The organism is Paenibacillus hubeiensis (assembly GCF_032334105.1).
GTDB classification, from domain to species: domain Bacteria; phylum Bacillota; class Bacilli; order Paenibacillales; family Paenibacillaceae; genus Paenibacillus; species Paenibacillus hubeiensis.
Genome location: NZ_JAVYAE020000009.1, coordinates 231550 through 257904, shown reverse-complemented (window position 1 = coordinate 257904; position 26355 = coordinate 231550). Strand labels below are relative to the sequence as shown.

General features: G+C 41.9%; 34 protein-coding genes and 1 pseudogene. 29 read left to right on the top strand and 6 right to left on the bottom strand.

Features of this window, described 5'->3' with window-relative positions; all coding sequences use genetic code 11:
• Positions 1-7: 7 nt before the first annotated feature.
• The 4 genes and pseudogenes from RSX24_RS22000 (at position 8) to RSX24_RS21985 (ending at position 2496) form a co-directional block, all read left to right on the top strand.
• On the top strand, positions 8-475 hold the full coding sequence (locus RSX24_RS22000; RefSeq protein ID WP_236421067.1) for a DUF600 domain-containing protein: 468 nt from the start codon (positions 8-10) through the stop codon (positions 473-475).
• Positions 476-764: 289 nt separating this feature from the next.
• Positions 765-1373 (top strand): annotated as a pseudogene (locus RSX24_RS21995) (transposase); the annotation flags it as partial.
• Positions 1374-1468: 95 nt separating this feature from the next.
• Positions 1469-1972, top strand: a complete 504-nt coding sequence (locus RSX24_RS21990) for a DNA/RNA non-specific endonuclease (protein WP_343261792.1) — start codon at positions 1469-1471, stop codon at positions 1970-1972.
• A gap of 11 nt (positions 1973-1983) precedes the next feature.
• Entirely contained in the window at positions 1984-2496 is a 513-nt protein-coding gene (locus tag RSX24_RS21985; RefSeq protein WP_343261791.1) for an immunity protein YezG family protein, read from the top strand.
• Positions 2497-2740: 244 nt separating this feature from the next.
• Here the strand turns inward: RSX24_RS21985 and RSX24_RS21980 are convergent, their stop codons facing one another.
• The gene (locus tag RSX24_RS21980) at positions 2741-2989 is read right to left on the bottom strand and encodes a transposase (RefSeq protein WP_236421066.1); all 249 of its coding nucleotides are present in this window, start codon (positions 2987-2989) and stop codon (positions 2741-2743) included.
• Between the two features lie 51 nt (positions 2990-3040).
• Between RSX24_RS21980 and RSX24_RS21975 the strand changes: the two genes are divergently transcribed.
• The 23 genes from RSX24_RS21975 to RSX24_RS21865 all read left to right on the top strand — a co-directional run bounded on the left by RSX24_RS21975 (position 3041) and on the right by RSX24_RS21865 (position 19299).
• Positions 3041-3484, top strand: a complete 444-nt coding sequence (locus RSX24_RS21975; RefSeq protein WP_236421065.1) for a hypothetical protein — start codon at positions 3041-3043, stop codon at positions 3482-3484.
• A 367-nt stretch (positions 3485-3851) separates the two neighbouring features.
• Positions 3852-4361, top strand: coding sequence for a deaminase domain-containing protein (locus RSX24_RS21970; protein WP_343261782.1), 510 nt, complete (start codon positions 3852-3854; stop codon positions 4359-4361).
• Positions 4362-4366: 5 nt separating this feature from the next.
• Positions 4367-5050: an Imm3 family immunity protein gene (locus tag RSX24_RS21965; protein ID WP_343261781.1), complete on the top strand. Its 684-nt coding sequence runs from the start codon at positions 4367-4369 to the stop codon at positions 5048-5050.
• Positions 5051-6074: 1024 nt separating this feature from the next.
• Entirely contained in the window at positions 6075-6515 is a 441-nt protein-coding gene (locus tag RSX24_RS21960; RefSeq protein WP_343261780.1) for a hypothetical protein, read from the top strand.
• 151 nt (positions 6516-6666) lie between these two features.
• Entirely contained in the window at positions 6667-7035 is a 369-nt protein-coding gene (gene cdiI / locus RSX24_RS21955) for a ribonuclease toxin immunity protein CdiI (protein WP_343261779.1), read from the top strand.
• 445 nt (positions 7036-7480) lie between these two features.
• Positions 7481-8167: an Imm3 family immunity protein gene (locus RSX24_RS21950; protein ID WP_343261778.1), complete on the top strand. Its 687-nt coding sequence runs from the start codon at positions 7481-7483 to the stop codon at positions 8165-8167.
• 187 nt (positions 8168-8354) lie between these two features.
• Entirely contained in the window at positions 8355-8738 is a 384-nt protein-coding gene (locus tag RSX24_RS21945; RefSeq protein ID WP_236421236.1) for a hypothetical protein, read from the top strand.
• Between the two features lie 212 nt (positions 8739-8950).
• The gene (locus tag RSX24_RS21940) at positions 8951-9550 is read left to right on the top strand and encodes a pentapeptide repeat-containing protein (RefSeq protein ID WP_343261777.1); all 600 of its coding nucleotides are present in this window, start codon (positions 8951-8953) and stop codon (positions 9548-9550) included.
• 51 nt (positions 9551-9601) lie between these two features.
• Positions 9602-9967, top strand: coding sequence for a ribonuclease toxin immunity protein CdiI (gene cdiI, locus RSX24_RS21935; protein WP_236421238.1), 366 nt, complete (start codon positions 9602-9604; stop codon positions 9965-9967).
• Between the two features lie 188 nt (positions 9968-10155).
• On the top strand, positions 10156-10713 hold the full coding sequence (locus RSX24_RS21930; RefSeq protein ID WP_236421239.1) for a hypothetical protein: 558 nt from the start codon (positions 10156-10158) through the stop codon (positions 10711-10713).
• A gap of 48 nt (positions 10714-10761) precedes the next feature.
• Positions 10762-11283, top strand: a complete 522-nt coding sequence (locus tag RSX24_RS21925; RefSeq protein WP_343261776.1) for a hypothetical protein — start codon at positions 10762-10764, stop codon at positions 11281-11283.
• An 89-nt stretch (positions 11284-11372) separates the two neighbouring features.
• Positions 11373-12179, top strand: a complete 807-nt coding sequence (locus tag RSX24_RS21920) for an SMI1/KNR4 family protein (RefSeq protein ID WP_343261775.1) — start codon at positions 11373-11375, stop codon at positions 12177-12179.
• A 926-nt stretch (positions 12180-13105) separates the two neighbouring features.
• Entirely contained in the window at positions 13106-13630 is a 525-nt protein-coding gene (locus RSX24_RS21915) for a SecY-interacting protein Syd (protein ID WP_343261790.1), read from the top strand.
• A 23-nt stretch (positions 13631-13653) separates the two neighbouring features.
• Positions 13654-13869, top strand: a complete 216-nt coding sequence (locus RSX24_RS21910) for a bacteriocin immunity protein (protein ID WP_343261774.1) — start codon at positions 13654-13656, stop codon at positions 13867-13869.
• A 95-nt stretch (positions 13870-13964) separates the two neighbouring features.
• A complete protein-coding gene (locus RSX24_RS21905; protein ID WP_343261773.1) occupies positions 13965-14483 on the top strand; it encodes a SecY-interacting protein Syd in 519 nt (172 codons plus the stop codon).
• A gap of 210 nt (positions 14484-14693) precedes the next feature.
• On the top strand, positions 14694-15227 hold the full coding sequence (locus RSX24_RS21900; RefSeq protein ID WP_343261772.1) for a SecY-interacting protein Syd: 534 nt from the start codon (positions 14694-14696) through the stop codon (positions 15225-15227).
• A gap of 125 nt (positions 15228-15352) precedes the next feature.
• Positions 15353-15634 carry a hypothetical protein gene (locus tag RSX24_RS21895; RefSeq protein WP_343261771.1) on the top strand — a complete coding sequence of 94 codons (282 nt, stop codon included), beginning with the start codon at positions 15353-15355 and terminating at the stop codon, positions 15632-15634.
• On the top strand, positions 15628-15885 hold the full coding sequence (locus RSX24_RS21890; protein WP_343261770.1) for a hypothetical protein: 258 nt from the start codon (positions 15628-15630) through the stop codon (positions 15883-15885). The genes RSX24_RS21895 and RSX24_RS21890 overlap by 7 nt, the downstream gene beginning before the upstream one ends.
• A 44-nt stretch (positions 15886-15929) precedes the next feature.
• Entirely contained in the window at positions 15930-16475 is a 546-nt protein-coding gene (locus tag RSX24_RS21885; protein WP_339273907.1) for an SUKH-4 family immunity protein, read from the top strand.
• A 105-nt stretch (positions 16476-16580) separates the two neighbouring features.
• Positions 16581-17180, top strand: a complete 600-nt coding sequence (locus tag RSX24_RS21880) for a hypothetical protein (protein WP_343261769.1) — start codon at positions 16581-16583, stop codon at positions 17178-17180.
• Between the two features lie 32 nt (positions 17181-17212).
• A complete protein-coding gene (locus RSX24_RS21875) occupies positions 17213-18112 on the top strand; it encodes a nucleotidyl transferase AbiEii/AbiGii toxin family protein (RefSeq protein WP_343261768.1) in 900 nt (299 codons plus the stop codon).
• Positions 18113-18264: 152 nt separating this feature from the next.
• Positions 18265-18705, top strand: a complete 441-nt coding sequence (imm48, locus tag RSX24_RS21870) for an Imm48 family immunity protein (protein ID WP_343261767.1) — start codon at positions 18265-18267, stop codon at positions 18703-18705.
• Positions 18706-18759: 54 nt separating this feature from the next.
• Complete coding sequence (locus RSX24_RS21865; protein WP_343261766.1) at positions 18760-19299, top strand: RNA 2'-phosphotransferase; 540 nt, start codon at positions 18760-18762, stop codon at positions 19297-19299.
• Between the two features lie 126 nt (positions 19300-19425).
• Here the strand turns inward: RSX24_RS21865 and RSX24_RS21860 are convergent, their stop codons facing one another.
• Both RSX24_RS21860 and RSX24_RS21855 read right to left on the bottom strand, forming a co-directional pair.
• A complete protein-coding gene (locus tag RSX24_RS21860) occupies positions 19426-20280 on the bottom strand; it encodes an SDR family oxidoreductase (RefSeq protein ID WP_343261765.1) in 855 nt (284 codons plus the stop codon).
• Between the two features lie 110 nt (positions 20281-20390).
• The gene (locus tag RSX24_RS21855) at positions 20391-20816 is read right to left on the bottom strand and encodes an Rrf2 family transcriptional regulator (protein WP_236421250.1); all 426 of its coding nucleotides are present in this window, start codon (positions 20814-20816) and stop codon (positions 20391-20393) included.
• A 420-nt stretch (positions 20817-21236) separates the two neighbouring features.
• Between RSX24_RS21855 and RSX24_RS21850 the strand changes: the two genes are divergently transcribed.
• A complete protein-coding gene (locus RSX24_RS21850; protein WP_339273900.1) occupies positions 21237-21455 on the top strand; it encodes a hypothetical protein in 219 nt (72 codons plus the stop codon).
• A 27-nt stretch (positions 21456-21482) separates the two neighbouring features.
• The gene (locus RSX24_RS21845) at positions 21483-22766 is read left to right on the top strand and encodes an MFS transporter (protein ID WP_339273899.1); all 1284 of its coding nucleotides are present in this window, start codon (positions 21483-21485) and stop codon (positions 22764-22766) included.
• A gap of 427 nt (positions 22767-23193) precedes the next feature.
• Here RSX24_RS21845 and RSX24_RS21840 read toward each other — a convergent pair whose 3' ends face one another.
• From RSX24_RS21840 to RSX24_RS21830, 3 genes are all read right to left on the bottom strand, one after another.
• The gene (locus RSX24_RS21840; protein ID WP_236421253.1) at positions 23194-24018 is read right to left on the bottom strand and encodes a carbohydrate ABC transporter permease; all 825 of its coding nucleotides are present in this window, start codon (positions 24016-24018) and stop codon (positions 23194-23196) included.
• Positions 24019-24891 carry a carbohydrate ABC transporter permease gene (locus tag RSX24_RS21835; protein WP_236421254.1) on the bottom strand — a complete coding sequence of 291 codons (873 nt, stop codon included), beginning with the start codon at positions 24889-24891 and terminating at the stop codon, positions 24019-24021.
• A gap of 69 nt (positions 24892-24960) precedes the next feature.
• On the bottom strand, positions 24961-26262 hold the full coding sequence (locus RSX24_RS21830; protein WP_343261764.1) for an ABC transporter substrate-binding protein: 1302 nt from the start codon (positions 26260-26262) through the stop codon (positions 24961-24963).
• Positions 26263-26355: the final 93 nt, after the last annotated feature.

The following is a 26355-nucleotide window of genomic DNA, read 5'->3' as shown; positions in this document are numbered from 1 at the left end:
GATTCTATTGACTAAGAGTTTTGAAGATTACTTTTCAGAGTTGCAGGCTGACATGGTATCTACATGTTTGGAGTACGTAGATCGCAAAGCAGATGATATTTATTTATATTGTTCTTATGAACCAGAGGCCTATTATTTTAATGTGTTTTATAGGATTAATAAGACATTTGTACTAAAGCATAAGATTAACGATGCCGTTAAAGTAGTAAATGGTACACCAGAATATAACTATGATGTTTCAAGGGATAGACAATTAGGGCTCTTAGATATTGGCACCGAGGATCTAAAGAAAATTCATGAGGTTTGTAAAGCTTTCAGACGAGAGATGCCGACTGAAATGAAATTACATTACAACGTTGAAAAAAATAGTTTAGCGGCAAATTTTAAATATGATCTGGTATATTCAAATGATGATGAATTACTTCCAGACGATATATTCGAACAATGGTTTGAAGAGATTAAGTCACAAGGGTAGTACACTTTAGGTTTGAAAAAATTTAGGCTATATCTCGGGTTTACATTTTAGAAGCAAGATCGTACAATACAACCAACAAACCAAACACTAAATAATTCAAACACTTGATAAACTTTCAAAAGCTCTTTCCCACTTGAACCATGAGTAGGAATGAGCTTTTTTTGCATGCCCAAAATCAAAGGAGGATGTAACCAATGGCAAAACGTGAACAGGTAGTGGCAGAAGAGTTGAAGAACCAGCAACTAGCACAGGAAGTAGAAAAAGAAGTGGGGTCTATTGCCCAGGATCAAGTAACAATGCGTGTTCGACAAGGAAGGCAGAAGAAATACTGGCACTCGTGCATGCAGATGGAGACACAACCAGAAGCTATCAGGAACAACGAGATTTTCTAATCAAGAGCCATATGCGGGACATACAGTTCAACAAGAAGGAAATCGAATATGTAGAAGGCGAACTGCAAGGTATGATGAAACGGCTAGACTACCAACTAGAAACGATGCCAGGCATAGATTTGGTAACGGCATCTTCTCTAGTGGCAGAAATAGGCGACATTAGCCGTTTTGCCAGCGCAGATAAACTGGCACGTTTTGCAGGGATAGCCCCTGTCAATTTCAGTTCCGGCGGCAAAGGTACGAACCAAAAAAGCAGACAGGGTAATCGGATACTTCATGGTTTGTTTTATAACCTAGCTGTCCAGCAGGTACAAGTTTCAAAAGGTAGCAAGAAACCACGTAATCCACTGTTTTACGAATACTTCAACCGCAAGAAAGAAGAAGGCAAAACACCAACGCAAGCATTGGTATGTGTGATGCGGAGACTAGTCAACATTATTTACGGCATGATGAAGCACAAGACAGCGTTTCGTCTCCCCGAACAAGTAGAAAAACAAGCGAGCTGACAGGTGGTATTGCTAGTATTCTAGCAACCACCGTTACTTTTCAATAGATTAGCTTTACAACATAGGGGACGGGACAAGCTGTTAAACCGCCACCAATAGTCTATGAAACAGTTAAGTATGGTGATCATTTTACAAGAAAAAATAGAAAAAAAGTTTTAAAACCAAATATAGAATACACATCACCAGATGGGTATACTTATCGTACGGATAGTCAAGGGCGTGTTATTGAATGTGAAGGGGCACTTGTGCTTGGTAAAGGAGACCGAAGTGAATATGCCCAGAGGACGGTAGGGAAAGGGCAAGGTAGGTTACCTGATGACGATGGTGGACACTTGATAGGAGCACAGTTTAAAGGTCCAAAGGATATTGACAACTTGGTTCCACAAATTAGCCAAATTAACCGCTCTGGTGGGGAATGGTATAATATGGAGTCTAAGTGGGCAGAGGCTTTGAGTGAGACACCTCCGAAAAAAGTTACTGTAAAGATTGAACCGGTTTATTCAGGGACCTCCATGAGACCAGACTCCTTTGAGGTAACTTATCAAATTGAAGGAAAGAAGCCAGTACAAAAAACAATTAAAAATCAAGTCGGAGGTTGATTTCGTTGAGTATAGAAAAAGAAATGAATCGAATTTATAATCGAATAGCTGAAACAGTGAATGAAATGATTCCAGAAGAATGGGAAACGTTTTATTTCTATGCTCAAATTTCTGAAACAGGTGGAGGGACTTACTTTTTTTATAACACACCTGAGGATGTGCAAAATTTTAAATATAGTTTAGAAATCCCTTACTATTATGATAATTATAAAGAACGAAATAAAATTAAAGGCAGAATTCTACTCGAATTAAGTGAAAAACTAAGAAAGACTTTTATAGAAAATGAACAAGAACCTTGGTATTCATTCACATTATCGCTTAGTAGGAATGGTAAATTCAAGATTCATTATGATTATACAAATTGGTTTGATACGAATTATAGTTTTGATGATCAGTTGCTTATTTGGGAATATAAATATTTGGGTAATTTACCAGAGGATGAAGAGATGAGAGGATTAATAAACAGGTATATAGAAGAATATCCGGATATCCGATTTAAGTTGGACAACGACGAATTATTCTGAGTCGATTGTTCAGGCGCCAGAGTCTAATTAAAATTGTCTTCATTATATCGAAGGGAAAATTTATCTATTTAATAGTAGACTCATTGATATATAAACCGCAATTAAGATCATAACCTGACAAGCAGACGATCAATCATTTCCATCGGATACTGATTAATTCTCTTCATAATTGACTCACATAAAGCCTGATTTTATAAAATTTGTCAAAGAAAACGTTGTTTACAATGTCCGCTTTGAGCCACACTCATAACCCTTCAACTGGATTTAAGTTTGGGCTGTAAGGGGGTGAAAACACCAACTGCATACGCGGATGTTTCTTCAAGAAAGGCTGTAACTCCGTAGCGTGATGAATCCGGCTATTGTCCAAGATCAAGGCGATTTTTCCACTTGGATAGGCGGAGAGATACAGGTATTTCCAACATAGGAAATGTAGGCAGTGAAGATAGAGCCCAACAACTATATACCTGGGTAAAGGGGGAAACCGTAGGTACATTGTCAGAGCGTTAAAGATCCCGAATATTAAAGAATGATGAGGGGGATATCTATGAATTTAGTTGAAAAAATAAATCATATATTCACTTTGAAAACTGAATTAGAACAAAAAAATAAGATTAGTGAGATAGGGGACATTATCGAATATGGCAGCCTAGAGAGAGAAGAATTAATTGCTGCAGTTAATTTAATGTTATCATTTATAGTTCGAGAAATTGGTATTTCGGTGAAAGAAAGTCTATTAAATGCTGTGAATAACGCTTTGGTTTATCAAAATGTAGGGACAGAGGTTTCTTTTGATATATTGTTACCTTATATGTCAAAATTCAGAAAAGATCATTTGACGTACGTTTTGACCTTTCTGGGGTTTTCAGGTAAAAAGGAGTACAGACAGCTACTAGAAAAATATCTGAACTACAATGATGATGAGATAAAGGAAGCTGCTCAAGAGGCAATTTGTGAAATTGACTTCAGAATCCAAAACAGTAAAATGTAAATATTGAAGTGAGGAAATAGTGAAATAGCCGCCAGTGCTATGGTTTCTTTATCCCTGTTCTCTCTGTATCAGCTGTTGATGGATGGACCCCACCAAGTAGGGAGTGTATTGGGCTCTGAGCCAAGCAGATTTATCCCATATAATACCCGAATAAAGATTCTACATTTCGTTTGTAAGCACATTAATGCTTGAATTTTATACCCTAAATAACGCTATTCCGTTACATTGAACAGGTTGATTATGGTCAGATACTACCGTAATTGACCTGTTTTTAGTTATCTTCGTTTTCTTGCGTTTTTTAATTTACTCGGAACTTTAGAATACACCGCTCCATAGGGATGATGGGAATAGGGGTAAATTTCCTCTTTTGTTAAACCCCTATTTGAACTTGGATAGAAGTAGGGAACAAAATGAAAAAGAAACAATAATTAAGTCAACTCTATCAAATAGGGTTTTGAATAAATCTGGTGCTAATATGGGCTATGCCGAGGTAAATATTGAAGGAATAAATAAAACAGAGTTTTTTGCTCATAGTCAAGTTACAGAACACGGTAAAAACCCTAACTTAATGGACTTTTCTCCTAAACCTAATAAGAAAAATAAGCCAAAATACGAAGCGCAAAAAGCAGCAGACGATGATGGAATACCATATTTAAGAGATGATGATACTGAGTATAAGATTATAAATGATATAGCATCACAGCTAAAGAATAACTACAGTGCAAAAGGAACAATAAAATTATTTACTGAAAAAGATACATGTACTAGTTGCAACAGTATTATCAGTCAATTTAAAAAAGATTTTCCGAATTTCGATATTGAAGTGATTCATAATAACGGAAATAAGATTCCGAAAATGGAGACAGAAGGGGAATGAGTTAAATGTGGAAATATGAAGAGTGCATCGATGCATTTATGGAAGAATTTTCAGAACGGAAGCAGAGAGACAATGTAAGTAATAGCGAGGCTTTAGTTAGAACTTTTGGTGAATTTTATAGTCCGAACATGGAGGATGAAATGACGAAGGCAATAATTAATGTGTTATATGTAGAACTGGCTCAAATAAATTCGAGGATTTTCATTAAGGCAAAGGAGAATAGGGAGAAAGCATTAAAGTCAATTAATTTCGAAAAAATCATAAGTCAAATCAAAATGAAACAAATTACTAAAAGCCAAATTGATGAATTGATTATTCGTCGAGATAATGCGTTAGAACTACTTAATACTATTCAGGTGGATTTATATCCAGATACAAGATGGTACTATGAGGAACTTATAAATGAAGTAAATCAATATCTTGTAACAGTTGAGAATGAGAGGCCAGAATTTATTGTTCAAGATGTATTAGAACATTTTGATAGGGCCTGCAACAACACAACTAGTGAAAAAATGACTATATATATGTTACTAGGAGAAAAATTAGTTAAAGAACATACATCCATTCCAGATAGCATATTAAAAGAATTGGTACAGTTTAATCGTGATGATATTGGAGATCAGCTGCTATTTGAAGAGATAAATGACTTAGAGTCACGAATTAAAAAAGTACTTGAGTTAAATAGTTAAGGATATTATTATAGCAATCAATATTTTTTATTTAGATATATCAATAATTTTGTGTGAATTCTAGAGACAAAGACATACCTTTTCTTCAAACAAAATCAAATTGAATTAAGAGATAACATGGTGATAGTTGGTAGAACAGCTATCATCTTTTTAATATTTCTATTTTAGATTACAACTTAGGGGACGGGTGAACTTGACAATTCCATTCCTAAGCAATTTTATGAAGAAAATGAAGGCATGAATGCCGCAGATTTCTGAAAAACACTTGTATAATCCTGATGATCTATAAAAAAGAGTATCCATTTAATATAAGTACACCAGCTACTCCGACTGGATCTCATAGGGTCTTTATTAATCTTGAGAAAAAGCCGCCAAAGACCAATAGAGACTCACAATTTCCCTTTTATGGAGGTAAATAAGATGCGAAGTATTACTATATTAGAAAAGGTTTTTAATGTAGAATTTCCAAATAAATTTAGTGAAAAAATGGGTTATATCTCAAAAAAAAATTTGTTGTGGTAATAAGCTTGTCTTGAACAATCGAATTGGTCCTATTTCAATAATAAAGGTTTTAGAATTTGATTCGGAAAAAGAGCAGAGTATTTTTAGAGTATATACCGAATTTAGAGATTTGATGTAGGAAGGCAGTATCCCTATTGCAAATGCTGGGTAGGAAGATTATATATGTCTATATTTTATTGATCGAAAATTACCACCAAAAGTTATATTATGGTGCTATGAGCGGGCATTTGAGAGCATTGATTACGCAATATTCCCTTTAGCAGATACTTTTGAAGAGTTTATAGAAAAAATAGAACAAGTAGATGCTTAGAAGAAGGCTTAGGTGTCGCTTGATCATTACTTTAAGAATGACAATCAAAAATCAGTATCTGTTAACCTACCAATTGATGAAGTCATGCATTACAAGCAAAAAACTATTACCTTATGTTTTGAGGAATGGACCGAAGAGGAATAAACACTGTGGACCTTGACGTTTTCCCAAAAGTTTTTGGAAAATAGTCACATGATGAGGATCGTGTATGGTGGAGGCAGCAATTGGGGCAATAAAAAGAAAAGTAAAACGGGAGAGACTGTTTCGAGAAGCAGAGAAGTAGCTGATAATGCAGCAGGCTCTGGATCAACCGGTAAATCAGCAAAGAATGCATCCCAGTCGGAGAGCAAAAATACGAGTCGCATACCTTCATCTAAAACAAGTGAGACAGATACAACGACAACGCCAAAAAATAGTACGACGTCGAAGAATAAAAATAACCAAGATGAAGCTCCAAATGAGATGAACTCTTGGAAACCTAAAGCATCGAAGAAGAAGGATGGGGGTAGATCTTACAGAATTCCTGCATTGAATAGAGCTTTAGAGGAAATTCCTGGTGAATATAAAAATATCTCTAAACCCAAGACTGTCTACGATCCTAAGATCATATCAAATGTGCTAATGATTATTTGAGGTAAAGAGGCTATGAAAGTGGTGTGGTTAAAGGAAGATTAGTAATTGGATACGCTTCAAATGGACTTAGGTTTACGAAATATCTTGATGAAAATGGGAAAATTTCAAATTTTCATCCGTGATTTGAAAAAAATAATCAAGGGGCAGCTCTATGTCAAATGTAAAAAAAACACATGAAAAAGAAATGATAGATCTTTTTTATTTTGCTATTGGAGGCGGGAATCTACTTAGAGCTTTGGAAAAGCATAGTAAAGGGCAGGGGTTTGGAGTTGAGCATATTTGGTGTTTGTTTGCAGGCGAACTAGAAGAGTGGGAAGAAGGATATTTCGGAGAAAATGGAGTTTGTTATTATTTTGATCACCCTGCAGTAACTGAAGATGAAGCCATTGTACTGGATTACCCTACTTTTTATGTTTATCTTAAAGAAGCAAGCGAAGCATATTTGTCGAGACATTCTAATGACAAGGATGCAATTGAATCTTGGTTACATCAAATTAAACAAAGATTTAAAATAGTATAACCTATGGAACAGGTTTTACTATTTTGTTTGCATAGTAGCACAAGAATCTTGTGGGATTGATTGTCAAACCAAGTGTGGCAGTTCCTCTAAAAAGTTGTGAGTGATTCTCACCCCAGCGAGATTTGTACCTTGTCAAGTAATTAGAGCGGGAGGGAGGCTAAGAATTGGTTGCACGTATTTTTCAATGAGCAATAATTTAGAGGATGATGATGAAGACTATACTGAACGTTATCAGAAGGCGAAATGCGTATAGTGTAGATATAAATGTTTTTTTCGAAAGACATGAACAGGCTGATTTATATCTATAGCTTCAGAAGAAGGGAACAAGGGGCCTTACCTCCAATACATATAATGAACATAGCTGCGATTGATATTGAGTATTTAGAGTCCAACCTTCTTTTACTATGAATTTAATAGAAATCTGCATTATAAGGATTTGAAAAATATGGCATGGAACTATCAAGAATTAATAGAGTCATTTATTGAAGAATGCGAAGAATATAAAAATATTTATCATCTGAGTCACTATGAGGCCGTATCTCAGGCGTTTGATGAGAATTATAGCGAAAAATATTCTGATGAAATGGAAAAGGCAGTCCTTTTGATTATTGTAGCTGAACTAAGGTTACAACAGCCTCGAATATATAAGAATGCTAAGGATAATTACATTTTTAAACTTAAGTCAATAAATTTTCAAGTGGTAAAAGAATACATAGAAAAAAAGCAATTAACAAAAGAAGAATTTGAGGATCTTTATTTAAGAAGAAACAGAGTACTTGTGGAAATTGAAAAAATGCCAACGGATCTTTGCCCGAAAGCAAGATGGTTTTATGAAGAAATCACAGATGAAGTGAATGATTTATTTGCGAAGTCTGTAAATATTGAGGAAACTACCGATCATGTAATCGCCTATTTTAAGAGTGAATTTCGAAATAAAGCATGTGCCAAAAAAATTGTTTTTGTAACAATAGCTGAAAATTTAATGCGACGCAATTATAAAGTACCTGACTATGTCATAAACGAGATTACAGATAATTACATCGATAATTCCCAATTTGAACTTTCCCAAGAGGAAAGTATAGATTTATTAAATAGAATCGATAAGATTCTTGAATTACTTGAATTTAAATAAATCGAAATTTTGTTTAAGCATTCAATTCCAAAGCGATGAAAGCTTTTCTAAGCAAAAATGTTTCATTGACCCTGAAAAAACTCTAAGCTACTACAGTCGAAAAACATTAAAGGGGCTACTTAATAGTTAAAGATGCTTTGGGAAATGGACGGTTTAACCCATTATTTAATTTGAAAGGATAGTTGTTATGAATATACATTTTAGTGTATCCAAATTCATTGAAGAAAATAAAGGAATTAATTTAATGAAATTATATGATTTTCTTATTTCAGAAATTTCAAAAGATACTCTTTTGCCTACGATTGAGTATATTATGTGTACAGAGGAGGAGGAAATATCTATCCTTCAAGATGATTTGTATAGAGGAACTAAATATGAAGGGGTTCTATGTGAAGGGAATCAATACTTGATAAAAAAAATGCATGATAAGGTTTTAGTTATAGATGCAGTAGCCGAAGAATATTGTTCAGACCATAGTATAACAAGGTTTGAACTGTTAAAGAGTGATTTTGTTGAAGTGATCCAACACAAAGAAAGAGTACTGGAATTGATTAAAGATTTGAGAAATTGAGAATCTATTGTCATAACCTTGAATGGCTTATGCTTTTCAAGGTTGCTTTTTTATGGGGGCTATCCAGTGCTGAATGAACTCAATAACATATATTATCCATATAATCGAAATAGAAGTGATTTATAACACTAAAGGAGGAGCAGGAAATATTTTTGGTCTCCAAGTTATCAGTAATCTCAATGGTCACACAAAGCCAAAAAAGGGTGATTAGAATGGTAGATGAAAAAAACATAATTAAAAAATTTGAATTTCATCAAGTATGGTTAGATTCAGTGGGGAGGGAGGGGGAGAAATTGGTACTTGACGAAATAAATCTGGAAGGTCTCGACTTGTCCAATTTTTCCTTTAAAGAAGCTAGGTTAATTGAATGTTCGTTTGATAGTATGAGCTTAGAAAAAGGAAATTTTATTTTAACTTGGCTATATTCATCAACGTTTAGAAATGCTTATTTACAGGGGGCTAACTTCTATAAAGGTTATGTTTCATATGCGGATTTTAGTTACTCTAATCTTAGAAACTCAAAATTTACAGATTGTGAAAGTGCAGAGACCATTTTTTTAGGGGCTGATCTTTCGAATGCTGAGTTAAATGTTTGTTATTTTAGTAGTGTAGACTTTAGAAATTCAAAACTGGATAATGCAAACATTGAAGATTCTTTTTTTGAAGATGTTTTAGTAAAGGGTGCAAGCTTCAAAAATGTTAAGGGAATTGAGAAGGCTAATATTATAAGTATAAATATTGGAACTACAGAGGAACCAATAACCTTAGGTGATGAACAAGCAAAAAGGTGGATTTTTGAAAATTGTATGTGATACTTTCCTTACATAACCCGGTTTCCAACACTAAACTGAAAGAGATAAACAATGAAAATAAATAAGAATTTTGATGAATTAACTGCAATGGAACTATACTTCCTCTATCTTGATGAAGATAAATTTGTAGATGCTCTTGAAGATTTTTCAAACTCGATAGGATATGGTATTTCGGAGTTTATCTGTTGTGCATTTCCATCTGAATATAAGTCGTGGGAAGAGGGATATTTTGGAGATAAAGGCGTGAAATTTGAAGTTGAACCCCCAGCAGTTGATGAAATTAAATATGAAATAGTATCCAATACAGACTTTATTGATTTTCTAGATAATTTAACCAGTCAGTACTTTCTTTCGCATCCTATGGAGAAATCTAAAGTGGAATTTCTTTTAAACCAAATCAAAACTACATTAATTTAATAAGTGGGGCTACCCAGTTCCGAAAGAACCCATCATTCAACCAATAACACTTATAACTCATCTAACGCTATTCCAGATACATCAAACAGGTTGATTATGGTCAGATACCAATGTATTCATTTCAACTTTGATTTTTGGGGGTTAATCGTCATGAGAAACTTTATACCCATGATAAAGGAGGCATTGTAATGAGCTATGTCTATGACAATGGTCAACTCTGTATGGACTTCTCCAATGAAGAGATTATTACATATCTGGTAGAACCTTTGAGCAAACATCCGAAGGTAGAGCTTAGAGTTCTTTCAGGTGATGAAGAATTTATACCTGCTTCAGGGAAACGGATCGAATACGTTGTTTTAGATGGAGAACATGAAGATGTTCACGTTAGTTTTTACCGTCATCAAACGTCAATTTTTTTCTTGAATGAGGAAATGATGTTTATTGATGATGCGGTAAAGGGAAATTACACTTCAAGTGATACGTACGGTAATGTCGTTTATGAAGGAAGTCTAAGAGACAAGTCACATCAAGAGATTCTTGAGTTGATTTATGAAATGCTTACTATAGTAATTGGAGTAAAAAGCACAACAATTGAAGAAACAAAAATTTCTCAGGTAGGATTAGAGTATCCAAAATGTGAATATAAAATAAAAATGACCTCAGATGAAATGGTAACAAAAATAGTGAAATATGCAAATGTAACATTGTATTTGAATGGTTCTGACCACGTTAGTGACTTCGTGTAAAAAATTCGTTCAACTTATATAACAAGATATAAATGGAAGGAGGAGCTTATGCATTATGATATTCGTGAGATTCTTCAATATTACGATTCAGATTTGCGAGTATATGATTACGATCAATTGATAGAAATTGGTGTGAGCCGAAACAATGCTGAATTCATGGTTTCTGTGGGAGTGCCAGAGGATTATGATGATTTTGTATTTTATGGAACGGATGCTATTCAAAAAATGTTAATTGACGGTACAGTTTTTATTAAAATCGGTCATTATGCGTGTTACGGGATACTTGGCTCAAATGGACTGTACATAAAAGAAGGGGAGGATGAACTTTTTACAAGCTCATCCTATCGTAAACCTCAAATTTATATGCTAAATAAAAACTTGAAAACATTTTTTTGGTTTCATTTAATAAAAAATGAATTGGCAATGGAAATGAAACGAGAAGGTGGATATACTACACAAAAATATGCGCAAGAACTACATAGGCTGTATGAACAATTAGATCCTCTGGCAATGAAAGATGCTGAAGGATATTGGTCACATCTAATTGAGGACTATGCAACTGGATTATGAACCTCATCCTGAGGCTGCATTGGGTTATACAACGGATGGATGTCACAGCAAGTCTGTGTTCTTCCAGTGAAAGGAGTACATAAACTACTATGCAAATGCCATTAAAAAGTGACCATATCCCACCTATAGGGGATTCTACAAATCTTTTTGATCGACTGTTAAAATATATATCCAGAATCGATGAGGATTGGGTGAATCGAATCGAACCAGCAAAACAAGAGGATATAACTACACTGATTCATCTGACACAAATGAAAAATCACGGGTATCATTACCCTAAAGAATATGAGGTGTATTTGAATTATATGGGGCAGAACGACCAGGGGTTACTCAAAACTCAACTTCCGGGATATGCTTCCATTTCAGAGATCATTGAAACGTATGAAGGGATCCATGAAGAAGAACCAGAGACTTTAAGTGATAGATATATACATTTTTTTCAAACTGAATTATTTTATGGTCAACTATCCTTTGATTTTACCCAAACTGATCATCCTCAAATTATTATGACTAATGAAGAAAGCCAGTTTGTCAGTTATTTTGCCGAAGACTTTGAAAAGCTCTTATTTCAATGCGCGTTTAGTAAATACGAAAGATATAGTTATGATAAGTGTATTATCTTTGCTGGATCCCGTTACATGCTTAAAGATGCAATGGAAAGGCACCATGTATCAGATGCAAGGGACATCATTGATCCATTTTTCGAAACCTATGACCTTCAAAGAGCCTGGTTTAGTGACCCGATCCATCATATCGGTTATAAGGACGGTATAAGCGTTTACATTGATAGTAAAAATAATGCTTTGCATGGATTTATAGCAGGTGATTTAGATAAACATATCGACACTATTGGCGCAACTTTACTGGCTGAATTAGGTGTCGATAAAAAAAATTAAAGCTTCACGGTGTGGATCAGCGTTTCTTTGCAGATGCTTTTCACTGAAATAAGCAAATGAATTGATCACGAGTATTGAATAACAAGGAAAGGAAGGATATGAATCGCAACCGGTAAAATATTTATCCAACAAGCTCCGACAGGCGGCGAATCCCATGAAAAAGTCTAATGGTATATCAACTCGTGAAAGTTTATCGAAGGGTATTCGGTTAAGCTTTTTGCTACTTATGAATAACCAGTGCTATCGGGTGGTCAATTTATCAATTATATCCGGATTATTACAAAATCTAATTGGAATAGCCGATATATATGGGAGCTAGGTTTTGGATTTTATTTGTAAAAGTAGATCTGTTTTTATGACATTTGGAAAAACGGCCTTAGATCAAATAATTGAGGTGTGATATGGAGAAAGATATATCAGTACAAATAGATGGCATCGGAATCATTCTTTATTCACCTTTTGCAGTGGCCCATATAGATGAAGATGAGGACTATCTAACGCTAAAATATATGACCGCGCAACAAGTCGCAGATCATGTCAACTGAGGAACGATTGTTGGGCTTTCAACAGGATCATCCGGAAATTACATCCTTAAAATCAGGGATGGTTATCCTGATGAGCACATTCTTGATCGTTCTGATTTTGTTTTGAGGCTGGCAGTGGAAGTTCGGGATCGTCAATTATGCATTCGAGACTTGTATGATTTGATGGAATGGACCTCCGAATTACCAGTCGAACAAATTGTCATACTTGATAATGGTTACTATCATATTACGGTATTCAGTAATCTACCGAAATCACGAATCCGTGGTGATCATCAGGAAATTTATTTATATTTTCATCCGTTAATTGAAATGCCGAAAATAAAGCATTTAGGCGTACCGACATTGGAGTAGGTGAATCTATTGAAAGAAATTCGGGAATCGATGAATCATTATTTTGAACACAGACTTCAGTGTTTTAATGAAGGAGTTCGTTTTCTATTTACAACCGAGTATGATAACAACGTTCATTCGATGCTTTATCATGGTGAAATTAATGATGATGGGGAAATTGGATGGCAGCCTGTGGTGAAAAACATAATTCATTATTTAGATGCATTAGAGGGGGAGTTAAATTGTAGATTCCATAGGTCGATCTATGATTATTTCAATTCCTATTGGTTTGCTGATTTAGATGGATTTATTGATGGACATTATGTCAGTCTTGAACCGGTTTTACCTGGTGTGGAACTAATTCGGTTTGCCAAAAACCTGCAAGGCTACAAAGATAATCATCATAATACTTTGAAGTATGCCCCAATTGGGATTGAAGGAAACGGTTTGCTTGTAGTTATAAATAATGACAGTGGACAAGTTGGGTTGGAAGATTTCGAAAGAAAAGAATTTACGGTATTGTCCGATCGCTTAGGTGAACTTATTGCTTCGTTAAGAGTAAAGAAGTCATTATGAGACAACATATAAGGGGTATTCTGATGGGGACCTTTGGAAAGTTATCTAAAGCCGAATTGATTGATCTTGTTACCAACATATGTGACCCTGCGTTGAACGACAAAATGTTGATTGAATACATAGATTTATTAGAAAAGAATGTTCCGCATCCAGCGCCGAGTGATCTGATTTTTTGGAGCGAAAAGGATTTTACACCAGAGGAAATTGTTGAAATTGCATTGTATTATAAGGAAAAATAGTTGTCGTGGCAGAGTTGAAGCAGATCTGATGGGAAGAGCTGTTTACGTAAGCATCATAATTCCATACCTGTGGATGTCAAAGGAGATCATATGAAATGAAACAAGAACTGGATGATTATTTTAAAAGAAAATATGCGAGGTGGAGGCGACACAGAAATTCGTTGCCCTTAATTAGCTGGGATGAAGATGTACCTTCGTTTATGTATATAGGAGAAGTTAATGACGAAGGTTATGTTCAGTGGAGGGTGGCTCACAAAGCTGAAAACGATGATTTCAGTGAAGTAAGGAAAAAGTATAATGTCGATTTACATCCTGATATTGTAGACTATTTTAATTCATACTGGTTTCTCGAATTAACTGGAGAATATGAAGATTACAGTATCATCCTTGAACCGGTTGTGCCAGGAATAGGTTTAAGAGATTTTTATCATAAACTAGAAGAGTATTATAGTAGCCATGACAATCAATTGAACGATATCCCTATTGGATTTGAAGCGGATGGTTTGCTTGTTTTAGTTAATAACCAGACAGGCGAGGTGTTGATTGAAGATCATGAAAGAGGGACTTATGAACAGATCGCTGATAGTTTAAAGGAGTTAATTAGCCAGATGTAGGTTAAAGATCGAAACTGACAAGAACCAGATGGAAGTAGCGAAAGCGTTAGAGAACTATTTTGATAAACTTTTGGTTTTTTGGGAGGAACAATATTCAACTTTTCCTACGCGCTGAGTATTGGATTCAAAGGTTGATTGAAGAACCAGAGGAGCCTGAAACGTAATGTGATCGTTATACTGGCCAAAATTAATCAATGTAGAGGGTGAAACATGATAAAGAAATCCATGGAACAATATTTTGAAAGATTCATTTCTATGTGGAAAGAATTTAACGGCACATTGCCCCGAATTTCTTGGTTTGGTGAGGATGGTCTGCGACTGTATGTTGGTGAAAAAGACAACGAAGGGTATATTGAGTGGTTACCGACAATGAAGAATGATATTACAAATTTCGATGCCGTTGAAGAATTATTTACAATGAAACTGCATGAGGACATTAAGCAGTACTACAATGCCTATTATTTTTTTCAAATCGCAGGATGGGTTGAGGGGTATAATATAAATCTAAATCCTGTACTTCCCAAGGTAGAGCCAGAGACATTTGTCCAGAGATTTAGTAACTATATAACAGCACATGATGGCCGAACTACTTACGTTCCAATTGGAATGGAATCCAACGGACTTATCGTGGTGTTGGATAACATGTCTGGAGAGGTGTATCTGGAAGACAATGAAGTCGAGAAATTTATACCGTTGAAATGTACTTTGGAAGAAATGATTCAACATTTGAGTTTTCGTAACTAGAGAGTATTGTTAGGACCATTAAGCTACCTCTGAAGACTGTAGCCAACACGATTGAGAACGGATTAAAGCCTGCTTTTCTCTTCATTTGAAACCGATATATTATGTGAAAGAATGGGTGGAGAGGGTTGAGAAAAAGAACCAAGGAAATGGGGGGAAGTTTCTTAGAAGTATCGCTTTTAACGTTGGAGTCTGATGGAGGAATAATATTCATGAGTAGATGGAAATCGTACATACAAGGCATTTTTATAGGAACAAAGAATGATGAAGCCAATATACAGCCAACATTGAAGGAAAACGATCCTTCCGTACAAGAAAAAGATCTGGTTCCCTTAATTTTCAAAGATGCTGCGGATGTCGAGCAAATTCTGAATGATCCCGATGAGTCTATAGATTTTTCAGCATGCTGAAATACGGAACTTCAACAGCGAAATTTTTGGTGCTGGATTGGAAGGGTGAATTTTCCTGTGAAATCACGGATTACATCATGGAGTACGAGTCGAATTATGATGTTGAACTGGCTTCGGAGGATGAGTTGGAGAGTGACACCTACTCTTTGTTCATCACTGAACTTGGGCATAAGGAAGCCTTGACCCAAGTAGATCTGTTGGGAGATGAAGACAGTCCTGATGAGGCGCGCTATATTCAGTATTATGTCTGAGAGATGAAAGCTGAAAACAAAGATGGAGAAAAAAGAGGTGCAAAATGAAGGCAGAGGAATTCAAGAGGGTATGGGATATCGAGCATTATGGTCCTTTAATTACTTTTAACCGGGGCGATTTGGAAAATATAAACATACAAGAAAGTGATAGAGAATGGCTGGTAAATGTGGGGTTACCGGAGACGCCAGCTCCTTATCTTGAATTTGTTTCTTCTAAAGGAAGACTAGTATCGTTATCCACCAAATTAAATATGTCTAATTGCTATGTTGATTATACGTATTTGGGATCAACCGCTTCAGGCGAACCAGTTTGCATAAAGAATGGTACTGAAGTAGTGCTGATCTCTGAAATGAATTCTTGCAAAGAAGTATTTGTGAACTCATCTGTAACCCAGCTTGCCTCATGTTTGTTGTTCTTTTCCGAAATGATCTCTGAAGCGATCAAAATAAATGGTGAAGATGCATTCATTGATAATGCCATTCCATCTCATTTGATGTCTATAACCATGAAAAAAATGAAAGAAATAGATGGCGCGGCTTTTGCCGACTCCTCTTTTTGGAAGACGGAATTTGAAACATTGGTTGAATGAGGAGTAGAAACTATAAACTCAAATGATTACGAATTAACAGAGAAACTTTCATACCGACTTCATATAGACTTTACATAGAAAAAGAGAAAGGACGTGTCTCATAATATGGAATTTGAATTTCACGTAACGGTAGAGGATTTGAAGCTGGAGGAGAAGCAGGCGTTCATCCGGACATGCGAGGAACAGAAGGTCAAACCGGTGATGATCGTACTCGATCAAGGGGATTATGTGCATCAGCCGATGTTTACGGGGATCGTACATAGCGACAGTTATGAAGAAGTGAAACAAGGCATGGATGCGCTGGCCTCGATTTTCGGAAAACAAGGGTTTAACGTGGTGCGTACCAAAATCGAGATTCCCGCGCAGGAGGAACAATATTTCCACGAACCGATGGTTGCAGGCTCGAAGCCGTATTTTGAATGGCATGGCAAGGTGGAAATCGGCGATATCGCAGACTTGAAAAAGCAGTGCGAGCCCTATGGCGGGCATATCTCGCGTAATTCATTGAATGCCAATGGTAAAGTAAGGTTCATTACGGTGCGGGAATACGGCTCTGCCGCTCGTTTCTATGAACGGATCGTCGGCATTGAAGAGGTACTGCGTCTGAACGGGATCAAGCTGCTGAAGCAGCAGCACGAATTGTGCGTACACGATAGCCGGGAAGAGCTGGATAAAGGTTGGGTATCGCAGCATAGTCATTGTTAGGATACTCACATGTAAACGAAGGAGGACACGAAATGGCTGGCATTATGAATTTGGATCAGATGAGTTACGAGGAACGATTGTTAATCGGTCTGGAAGCGTTGTTGCGAAGGGCGGCATTGGTGAATGGGCCGTTTGCCTTGAAGGGCAGCCTGTTGACGAGGCAGTATTTGGCGGACCGGAGCGTGCGCGATGCGGACGACATCGATTTTTTGTGCCTAGAGACGATTCGGGACGAGAACGAGGCCAGACGTATGTTCACGGATTGGATGATCGAGGTGACCGAAATGGATCTGAATGACGGCGTTCAGTTCCGCAGCTTCCGGGAAAATGCGTTCTGGAGATGCATCGACTACGCGATGGCGGACGACTTCCCGACGGTGAACACCGATTTGGCGTATCGTTTCTATCAGACTTCTACTAGCGAGAGCATGTATGCGGATGAGATGTATCTCGACATCTCGTTTAATTTGTCTTTGGAAAACGAACCCGTACCGCTGACCTATCAACCGTCGGTTGGGGAAGCATTCGTTGTTCCGTATACCGTGCCGCTGTCTACGCAGGTTGCCTGGAAATTGCATCAGACAATCGTCAGACCGAGATTCAAGGATCTGTACGACTTGACGTTTTTGCTGGCCCATCCGTCTTACGATGAGCAGGCATTGCGGGGAACCTTGCAGACGCTTGTGAATGAGTGCGCCATGGACTCGTCGATTACGAGCGAGGCGATCCGCAAGGTGCTTGTGGACGATCTGCATGATCTGTATCCACAGATGGAGAGAGATTATGACTTGAGAGATTACGCGGGAGAGCGCGTGCCAGCCGTTTATTTTGCGGAAGTGGCCGCGGGGCTGCGGAACATGATGAACCAGCGTGGTTTTACTGAACAGGCGTATGAGCAACGGCCAGGACCGACGACGAATAGCTCTAAATAGCGCGATGAAGCTGTTCTTCCGGACAACCAGCGTATTGAAGGCGCCCCCTCGCCTAACAAAAGCGATTTGAATTTGCGTCCCCAACTCGCTACAATGGTTCCATGGATTTGGCACATTCAGCGTGCCATTGTGGAAGGAAGGATGACATAATAATGACAGACGATATGAATTTCGGCGACTTGAGCGATGCCATTCTGGCTGCGGCGGCAACGGAGCTCGAACAGATGGTACATAAAATATGCGAATTGATCGATATACCCTTGGAACGGACGACCGAGCTGCAGCGCCAGGTTATTGCCGCTTTCGGTTTCGGAGCCGTTTACGGTATTACGCACCGGGATCGGTTGGCTGAGCATCAGGCCCATGCCCTGAGCATTCGCATGCTGATTCAGCCGTTTGGTTACAGCGAACAGCAGGCGGTTGATTTCGCGGACGACCTGATCAAGGTGGCATCCAACCGTGACGCCCACCCTGTCATGAATACGATTATTCACCGGGGCATAGATGGATATGCGCAGTTCACCCAGAACGATGACGAAGGATTGGGGCGGAACATGCAGGAGATTTTGGCGGCAGTGCAGTCTGCCAGCTAACGTAATAAGAGTTTAGAACAATAGCAGCAGCGAATGGAAAAGGGGGGGAGTCCAATGGATTTGATGAAATTAAGCAAGGAGCTGTCTTACGCGCTGCGGCACGCGCCTTGGGAGTATGAACTGGAGCTGGACGACGAAGGCTGGGTCGAGATCAGCCAGCTGCTGGCGGCTTTGCATGAGAGCAAGAAATGGACGGCCGTCACGGAAGCGGACCTGCATCGCATGATTCAGGCCTCGGACAAGCAGCGCCACGAGATCGCGTGCGGACGCATACGGGCATTATACGGCCATTCGACGCCGCAAAAAATAAGCCGAACCCCTGCGCAGCCGCCGCAATGGTTGTATCACGGAACGCCGACGCGCGCGGTGGACTCGATCATGGCACAGGGATTGCAGCCGCGGCAGCGCCAATACGTGCATCTGTCTGCCGACGTCGAGACGGCTTCGCTGGTTGGCAGCCGGCGTGACCCGAAGCCGGTTATCCTTCGAATTGATGCACAGGCGGCTGCAGCGGACGGCCTTTCCTTTTATCATGGCAACGAGAACATCTGGTTGGCCGACCACGTTCCCGTGAAATACATTCACCGGGATTAGGCCGAGTGTCGACACGAATACAAACGCAATATACAAAGGAGCACCTCCAGCGAAGATGATTCGCCTTGGGTGCTCCTTTTGTGCATGCAATGCTTTTGTAAGCGGTCGTACTCGTTTTCCGTTGGCTTAACCGAGAAGCGCTTTGATGCCTTCGCTCAGCGGTTGCGCCGGACGGCCCAGCAGCTGTTCCAGCGTATCGCTTTCGACATTGAGCGCGCCTTGCGCGATCGCGCTTTGCATATCCACCAGCATGGAGACGACGAAGTCCGGCAAGCCGGCGCCTTTCATGATTTCCGCGTAAGCGGCACTGTCCACGTTTTGCACCGGAATGTCCTTGCCAAGCACTTCGCCGGCGATGGCAGCAAGCTCGGCTTGCGTGATCGGTTTGCCGGAAAGCTCGTATACGGTGTTGTCGTGCCCTTCGCCCGCCAGTACCGCCGCCGCCGCATGAGCGTAATCGCTGCGCGTAGCCCAGCCTACTTTGGCTGAACCTGTTGCATGCACCCACGGCGCGCCTTGCGCCGCGGCTTGAACGCTGCCGGCTTCGTTTTCGAGGTACCAGTTGTTGCGCAGCAGGGAGTATGCAATGCCGGATTCGCGAATGGCTTTCTCGGTTGCGCGATGGACTTCGGCGAGTCCGAGCGTGCTCTCGTCGGCTTTGGCCACGCTGGTATAGGCGATGAATTGCACCCCGGCGTTTTTGGCAGCCTGTACGGCTGTTTCATGCTGGCGAATGCGTGTTTCGTTATCGCCGTCCGCGGAGATGAGCAGCAGGCGTTCCACGCCCGCGAATGCCGCAGCCAGCGACTCCGGCTGGTCGAAATCGCCGTGGCGGACCTCTATGCCCTGAGCGCTCAAATGCTGTGCCTTTTCCGGATTGCGCACGCTGACAGCGAGCTCGGAGGCAGGCACTTTTTTCAGCAAAGCCTCCACGACGAATGAACCCAAATGACCTGTAGCACCAGTAACGAGATATTTCATAATAAATGTCCCTCCAAAAAGTAGTTTGTATGGTTTTGCTTGTTGTTATCGATGTAGTTATAACAGAAGTGATTACAACGAAAGGGGAAGAAAAAGCTCCTGAGGAGCTTTTAATCCGAGACGTCGACCTGATCCATCATCTGCTGCAAAGTTACGCTATTCAAACGCCGTTCCATCGCTTTCTGGGCTTCGTCAAGCTCGGCCCGCAAAGAATGCTCGATCATTCGTCCGACCGGGCATGCCGGGTTCGGATTTTTGTGGAAGTTGAACAGCTGCCCGTCCTCCACGACATCGAGGGCGCGATACACGTCCAGCAGCGTAACCTCTGCCGGGTCCCGCAGCAGGGAAGCACCGCCCACGCCTGGCCTTACGTCGATCAGGCCCGCCTTCTTCAGGCTCGACATGATCCGGCGAATGATGACTGGATTAGTGTTCACGCTCTGCGCGATCAGGTCTCCCGTGCATTCATTCGGCATCGTTGCGATCAGGGATAGGGTGTGCACCGCGATGGAAAAGCGACTGCTGATCTGTTTCATCGATCATCACCACCGTTGTAACCATAATAGTTACAAAATGAATAAAAGTCAATTCCTTTTTCGTCAAATGGACATCCGAGACGTTGCGAATCGGTCTCCGGGCGGAGCATGAATCCGAACCCAAGGCCGATTTGTCTTACTGTCATCCTTGCTATAATCCATTTAATTCATACATATATATCCAATTATTGATGGGCATGGGGATTTCCGACTTTGGCAAATCAGCGCTTTCGTACAACATCAGCGGGATGGATGACATCAGTTTTCATGATGTGGAGGTAGCGGCAAGGTCGGGCGTAAGCCTGTATATGGTGGAAGAGAGAGGACGATTGTTGCAATGGCAGGCAGAGATGGGGTTCTAAAAGGGCGCTCTGATGACTAGAATAGACCGACAGTCGGTCGAGTGGATTGGAGGATCGCATGAGAGTCGTCGAACACCCGGAAGAACGGCGGCGTTTTAATGACATTCTCGATGCAGAAGACACGCGCTTCATCGTCCGGAAATACGGCAAAACAGCGGTAAACGATATTTTACGCGCATGCGAGGTTGCCAAACCAAAGGTACCTTCGACGTGTGCTTGGTGCGGAGAAGGGCAGCTTTGCCTATATGAGCCAACGGTATCTGTCCCATTAACCTGAAGCGTTATTCTGAAAGGAGTCGGAACAATGGAACCAAACGTGCAAAAATCGTTTCACAAATTTCTGTTGGTATGGTTCGGCCAACTGATTTCGATGATCGGCATCGGGCTGACGGCGTTTTCGCTCGGCGTGTATGCCTTCGAGAAAACCAATACCGCCACAAGCGTGGCGCTGATCACCCTCTTTACCTTCCTGCCGAACATTCTGCTGCGGCCGATCGGAGGCGTTATGGCCGACCGGTTCGACCGACGCCTGATGATGATCATTGGCGATCTCGGTTCGGCTGCCGGGCTGGTTTTCATCTTGTCGTTCATGCTGACTGGAGATATCCAGCTATGGCATATCTATGCAGGGGCAGCGTTCAGCTCCGTATTCTCAGCCCTGCAAAGCCCGGCTTACAAGGCTTCGGCAACCGATCTGCTGACTGAAGAGCAATTCTCCAAAGGAAGCGGCCTCGTACAGCTCGCGGAATCCTCCAAGTTTCTGTTTTCGCCGATTATCGCAGGCATGCTTCTGAGCATAACGACCATTGAAACGATTTTGGTCGTCAATATATTGACCTACGTGGTGGCGATTCTGGCCGTGCTGGTTATCCGCAAAAGCTTGAAGGTGGAACGCATGGAGGAGGAAAGAAACCGTCATTGGCTGACGGATCTTCGGGAAGGCTGGACGGAAGTGGTCACCAATAAAGGCGTGCTGCTGCTGGTCATGATTATTTCGCTGATTACCTTTTACATCGGATTTCTGGAGACGCTCATCGGTCCGATGATCCTCGCCTTTGCTGATGCCAAAACGCTCGGGACATTTCAGTCGGTAAGCGCCGTCGGCATGCTGATCAGCAGCCTGTGCATTGGCGTGTTTAGGATGTCCAAGAAATATGCAAGCGTGCTGGTTACCGGATTGGTGATGTGCGGTCTGTCATTCTCGCTGATCGGTGTATCTACAAACATGTATTTGATGATCTCCGCAGGCTTCCTGTTCCTGGCTTCGCTGCCGTTCGTCAACATGAGCGCCGACGTGCTGGTGCGCAGCAATATTTCCAACGAAAAACAGGGCAGGGTATGGGGCATCATCGGCATCCTGTCGCAGCTTGGCTTTATCATTGCCTACAGCCTGGCTGGTTTCCTGGCAGATCATGTGTTCAATCCGCTGCTGGTGGAGGGTGGCCCGTTGGCATCCACGGTGGGTCAGGTGACGGGTACGGGAGAAGGAAGGGGCATCGCTCTGCTGTTTATCATTGCCGGCCTGTTCGTTGTGATCATCGCAGGCATCACGTCCCGTCTGAAAACGATCAAAGCGCTGGAACAATGATTCGCATATAAGTCGTTCGGGCGAAACAGACTTGACGCATGATTAAGGCGAGAAACGCATTAAAAAGCGGCCCCTTGGAAGCCATTACGTTTGGCTAAATGGGGGCAGCTTTTTGTCAGGCGTCATTAAAACGTATTGCACTTTATAAGTTGAACTAGACCGTTACACAAAAACGAAGGGGGCAGAAAGAATCCGGAGAAGCGGAGCTAAAAGCTTTCTGTAAGAAAGCTCTATCGGAAGCATACACCTCGTGTTTATCACCGGATTTTCCCTTTGAAAAGGGATCAAAAAAATCTGGGGATAATGACGATCGGAAGATGGTTCTGCCCCCGTAGTGACTTCGTGTAAGAATTATGGGTTCAACTTATATAGGCATTCAAGCCTCTAGAGAAGGTAGAGCGCACATTGCTTTCATCAAACCTGCGACTTACCCTTTCACCGCGCCGGACGTCAGGCCGCCGACGATGTATTTTTGCCCGATCAGGAACACGATCAACACCGGCAGCGACGTGAGCACGATATCGGCGCTGACGAGATTCCACTGGGCGCTGAATTGCCCGAAGAAATTGTACACGGCCAGCGTCATCGGCCACATTTCCACCGTGTTCAGCATGTAGAGGGGAGCGGTAAATTCATTCCACACGCTTAGGAAATTAAGCACGAATACCGTGACGAGCACGGAAGTCAGCAGCGGCATGATCACTTTCAGGAACAGCTTGATGGCATTGCAGCCGTCCATGATGGCCGCTTCGTCCAGCTCCTTCGGGATCCCCGAAACGAATGCGTACGTGATGAACAGCGAGATCGGAATGCCCATGGCGGTGTATAACAGGATCATGCCGATATGGGAATTGATCATGCCCAGCGTTTTCATCACTTCCATCAGCGGAATGTAGTTGAGCGGCAGCGTAATGCCGAGAATGAGAAAGAAGTACAGGAAACCGCTCAGCTTCGAATGATTGCGCGACAGCGTAAAGGCCGAGAAGGCCACAACGACGACCAGCAGCAGGGAAGAGGCCGTGGAATGCAGCAGACTGTTGAAGAACGAGCCGCCGAGATGCCCTTGTTCATAGACGATGCGGTAGTTGTCGAAAATGAAGGTTTCGGGCAGTGTCAGCTTCAGTACCTTGGCCTCCGCGTCCGACTTGAATGAGTTCAGCACGATGACCACGAACGGAATCAGCACGATCAGGCTGAGTATCCACGCGACCACGTTGAGGCCGATGGACACGAGTCTTTTTTTCAGTTGCATCTACAGTTCCACCTTTCGGCTCATCAAGCGGATGATAAAGAACGAAATGATCGCCATAATGACGAACAGAATCGTGGACAGCGCGCTGCCAAGGCCCCAGTATCCCTTCGCGAACGAGGAATATACAGCGGTGTTGATGACATCGGTGGCGTTGCCGGGTCCACCGTTGGTCAGTACGTAAACCGCATCGAACACGCGCAGCCCGTAGGTAATGTTCAGCACGGTGGCAATCGTGATGGTTGGCATCAGCATCGGGATCGTAATCTTGAATAAACGCTGCCAGAACCCGGCTCCATCAATGGCGGCAGCTTCGTAATAATCGCGCGGGATGGAGAGCAGACCGGCGATGAACAATACCATGATGTACCCCATGCCTTTCCACGTATCGACCGCCATAATGGATGGCATGGCCCAGGTCAGCGAACCGAGCCAGTTTTGGGCCAATGCGTCCAGTCCAAGCGAACGCAGCGTCACATTGACGAAGCCGTTGTTCGGATCAAGCAAGCTTTTGAACACCAGGCCGATGATCAGGAACGACAGCACTTGCGGCGAAAAAATGATCATGCGGTGCAGGTTGGCCATCTTCACCCCGCTGACGAGCAGCAGGGCGAGGAACAGGCCCATGACCGTTTTGGCCACGGCGGTCACGATCGTGAAGATCACCGTGTTTTTGATGAACAGCAGGTATGTCGGGTCTCCCGCCAGAATGGTGCGGAAATGTTCGAACCCGATAAAGTTTTTCTCCGGGCTATAGCTGTTCCAGTCGGTAAAGGAATAGTAGATGCCCAGCACTGCGGGAGCGACGATAAAGAGAACGTACAGCACGATCGCGCCAGAGGAGAAATACCATGGGTAAATTTTGTTTGCATTCATGTCAAGCAACACCTTTCCTTCCTGCCGCGCGCTTTGCGTGCATTCGCGCGCGGCGATGCCGGACGCGGCTTATTGCCACGCCTCATCCTTCAATACCTTGGCTTGTTCGGCCCGGCGCTTATCGATGTTCTGCAGAATCTGGTCCGGCGTCATTGCACCGGCGAACATGCCGGAGATGTCTTTACCGATATCCATCCACTGCGGATCGATATATTTGACTGCGGCCTGCATCACCGTGCCCTTTTCGTGCGCTTTCTCGTAATCGATGTAATCCTGGGTCAGCTTCGGTTCGATTTCCGGCCAGCAGATGGTCAGATTGCCTTCGCCGCCGTCAAATACTTTTTGCAGGTTCTCGTGTTTGGTGATCCAACGGAAAAACTTCAACACTTCTTCCGGATGTTTGCTGTTTTTGTTGCCGAACATGGCCGCCGAACCGCCCGGGTTCACGCCGATCGTTTGGTTATCGCCCCATGGCATCACGAAGAATCCCATGTTGTCCTTCATGGCCGGGTAGGCCTCGGCGACTTCCTTCTCCGTGCCCGGAACGCGAAGCAGCATGGCTGCCTTTTCCTGGCCGAAGGCTTCGATGCCCGCCTCAACCGTGTTGGACAGGAAGTCTTTACCGAAGTAACCCAGCTCGGCAAATTCGTTCAGCTGCTCCAATACCGTTCTGAGCTGCGTCAGGTCGGCGACCTTCATTTCGTTGCTGTTCAGCTTGTCGTAGGTGCCAGGCGTGCTTTTCTCGTAGTTTGGTCCGGTTTCGAACAGAGGCAGCACCTGGTACCAGCCGCTTGCCGCAGCCTGATAGAACGGAATGATGTCTTTCTCTTTGATCTTTTGGCTGATTTCCTTAAATTCCGCGTACGTGGTCGGCGGTTCGATGCCGAGCTCGTTAAAGATGCGTTTGTTGTAATACACGTACCATATTTTCGTCGGGGCAAAGGAAACCCCGTACACTTTGTCGTTGTGGCTGACCGTTGGCAAAATCTCTTCCGACATGCGGCCGGTGAACTCCTCGCTCGTCAGGTCAATCGCATTTTCTTCCGGTCTTACGTTCGCCGGCATGCTGAGCGGGTCCACGTCCACGTTGAAAATGTCGGGCGCTTCTCCCGAAGCCAGCTTGACTTTGATCAGATCGCGCCACTGGGCATCCGGAACGACCTGGAAGTCGATTTTGACGCCGGTTTCCTTCTCGTATTCCTTGGCCATTTCTTGCATGATGCCTGTGCGCGGAATGCCCGTCTGGCTTGTGCCAAAGGTCAGCGTTACCTTGCCCGAACCTTCGGATTTGTCCCCCGAGCCGCATGCGGCAAGCAGCAGGCCGGACAGAAGCAGCAAGCCTGCGAGCGTAGCTAGAAATTTCGTTTTCATCATTGAACCTCCCGATGGAATAAGATATGATGTCTTGCATAACGCTTAATGTAAGCGTATTCTTTATGTGCATAACTTTACTGTGAACGGGAA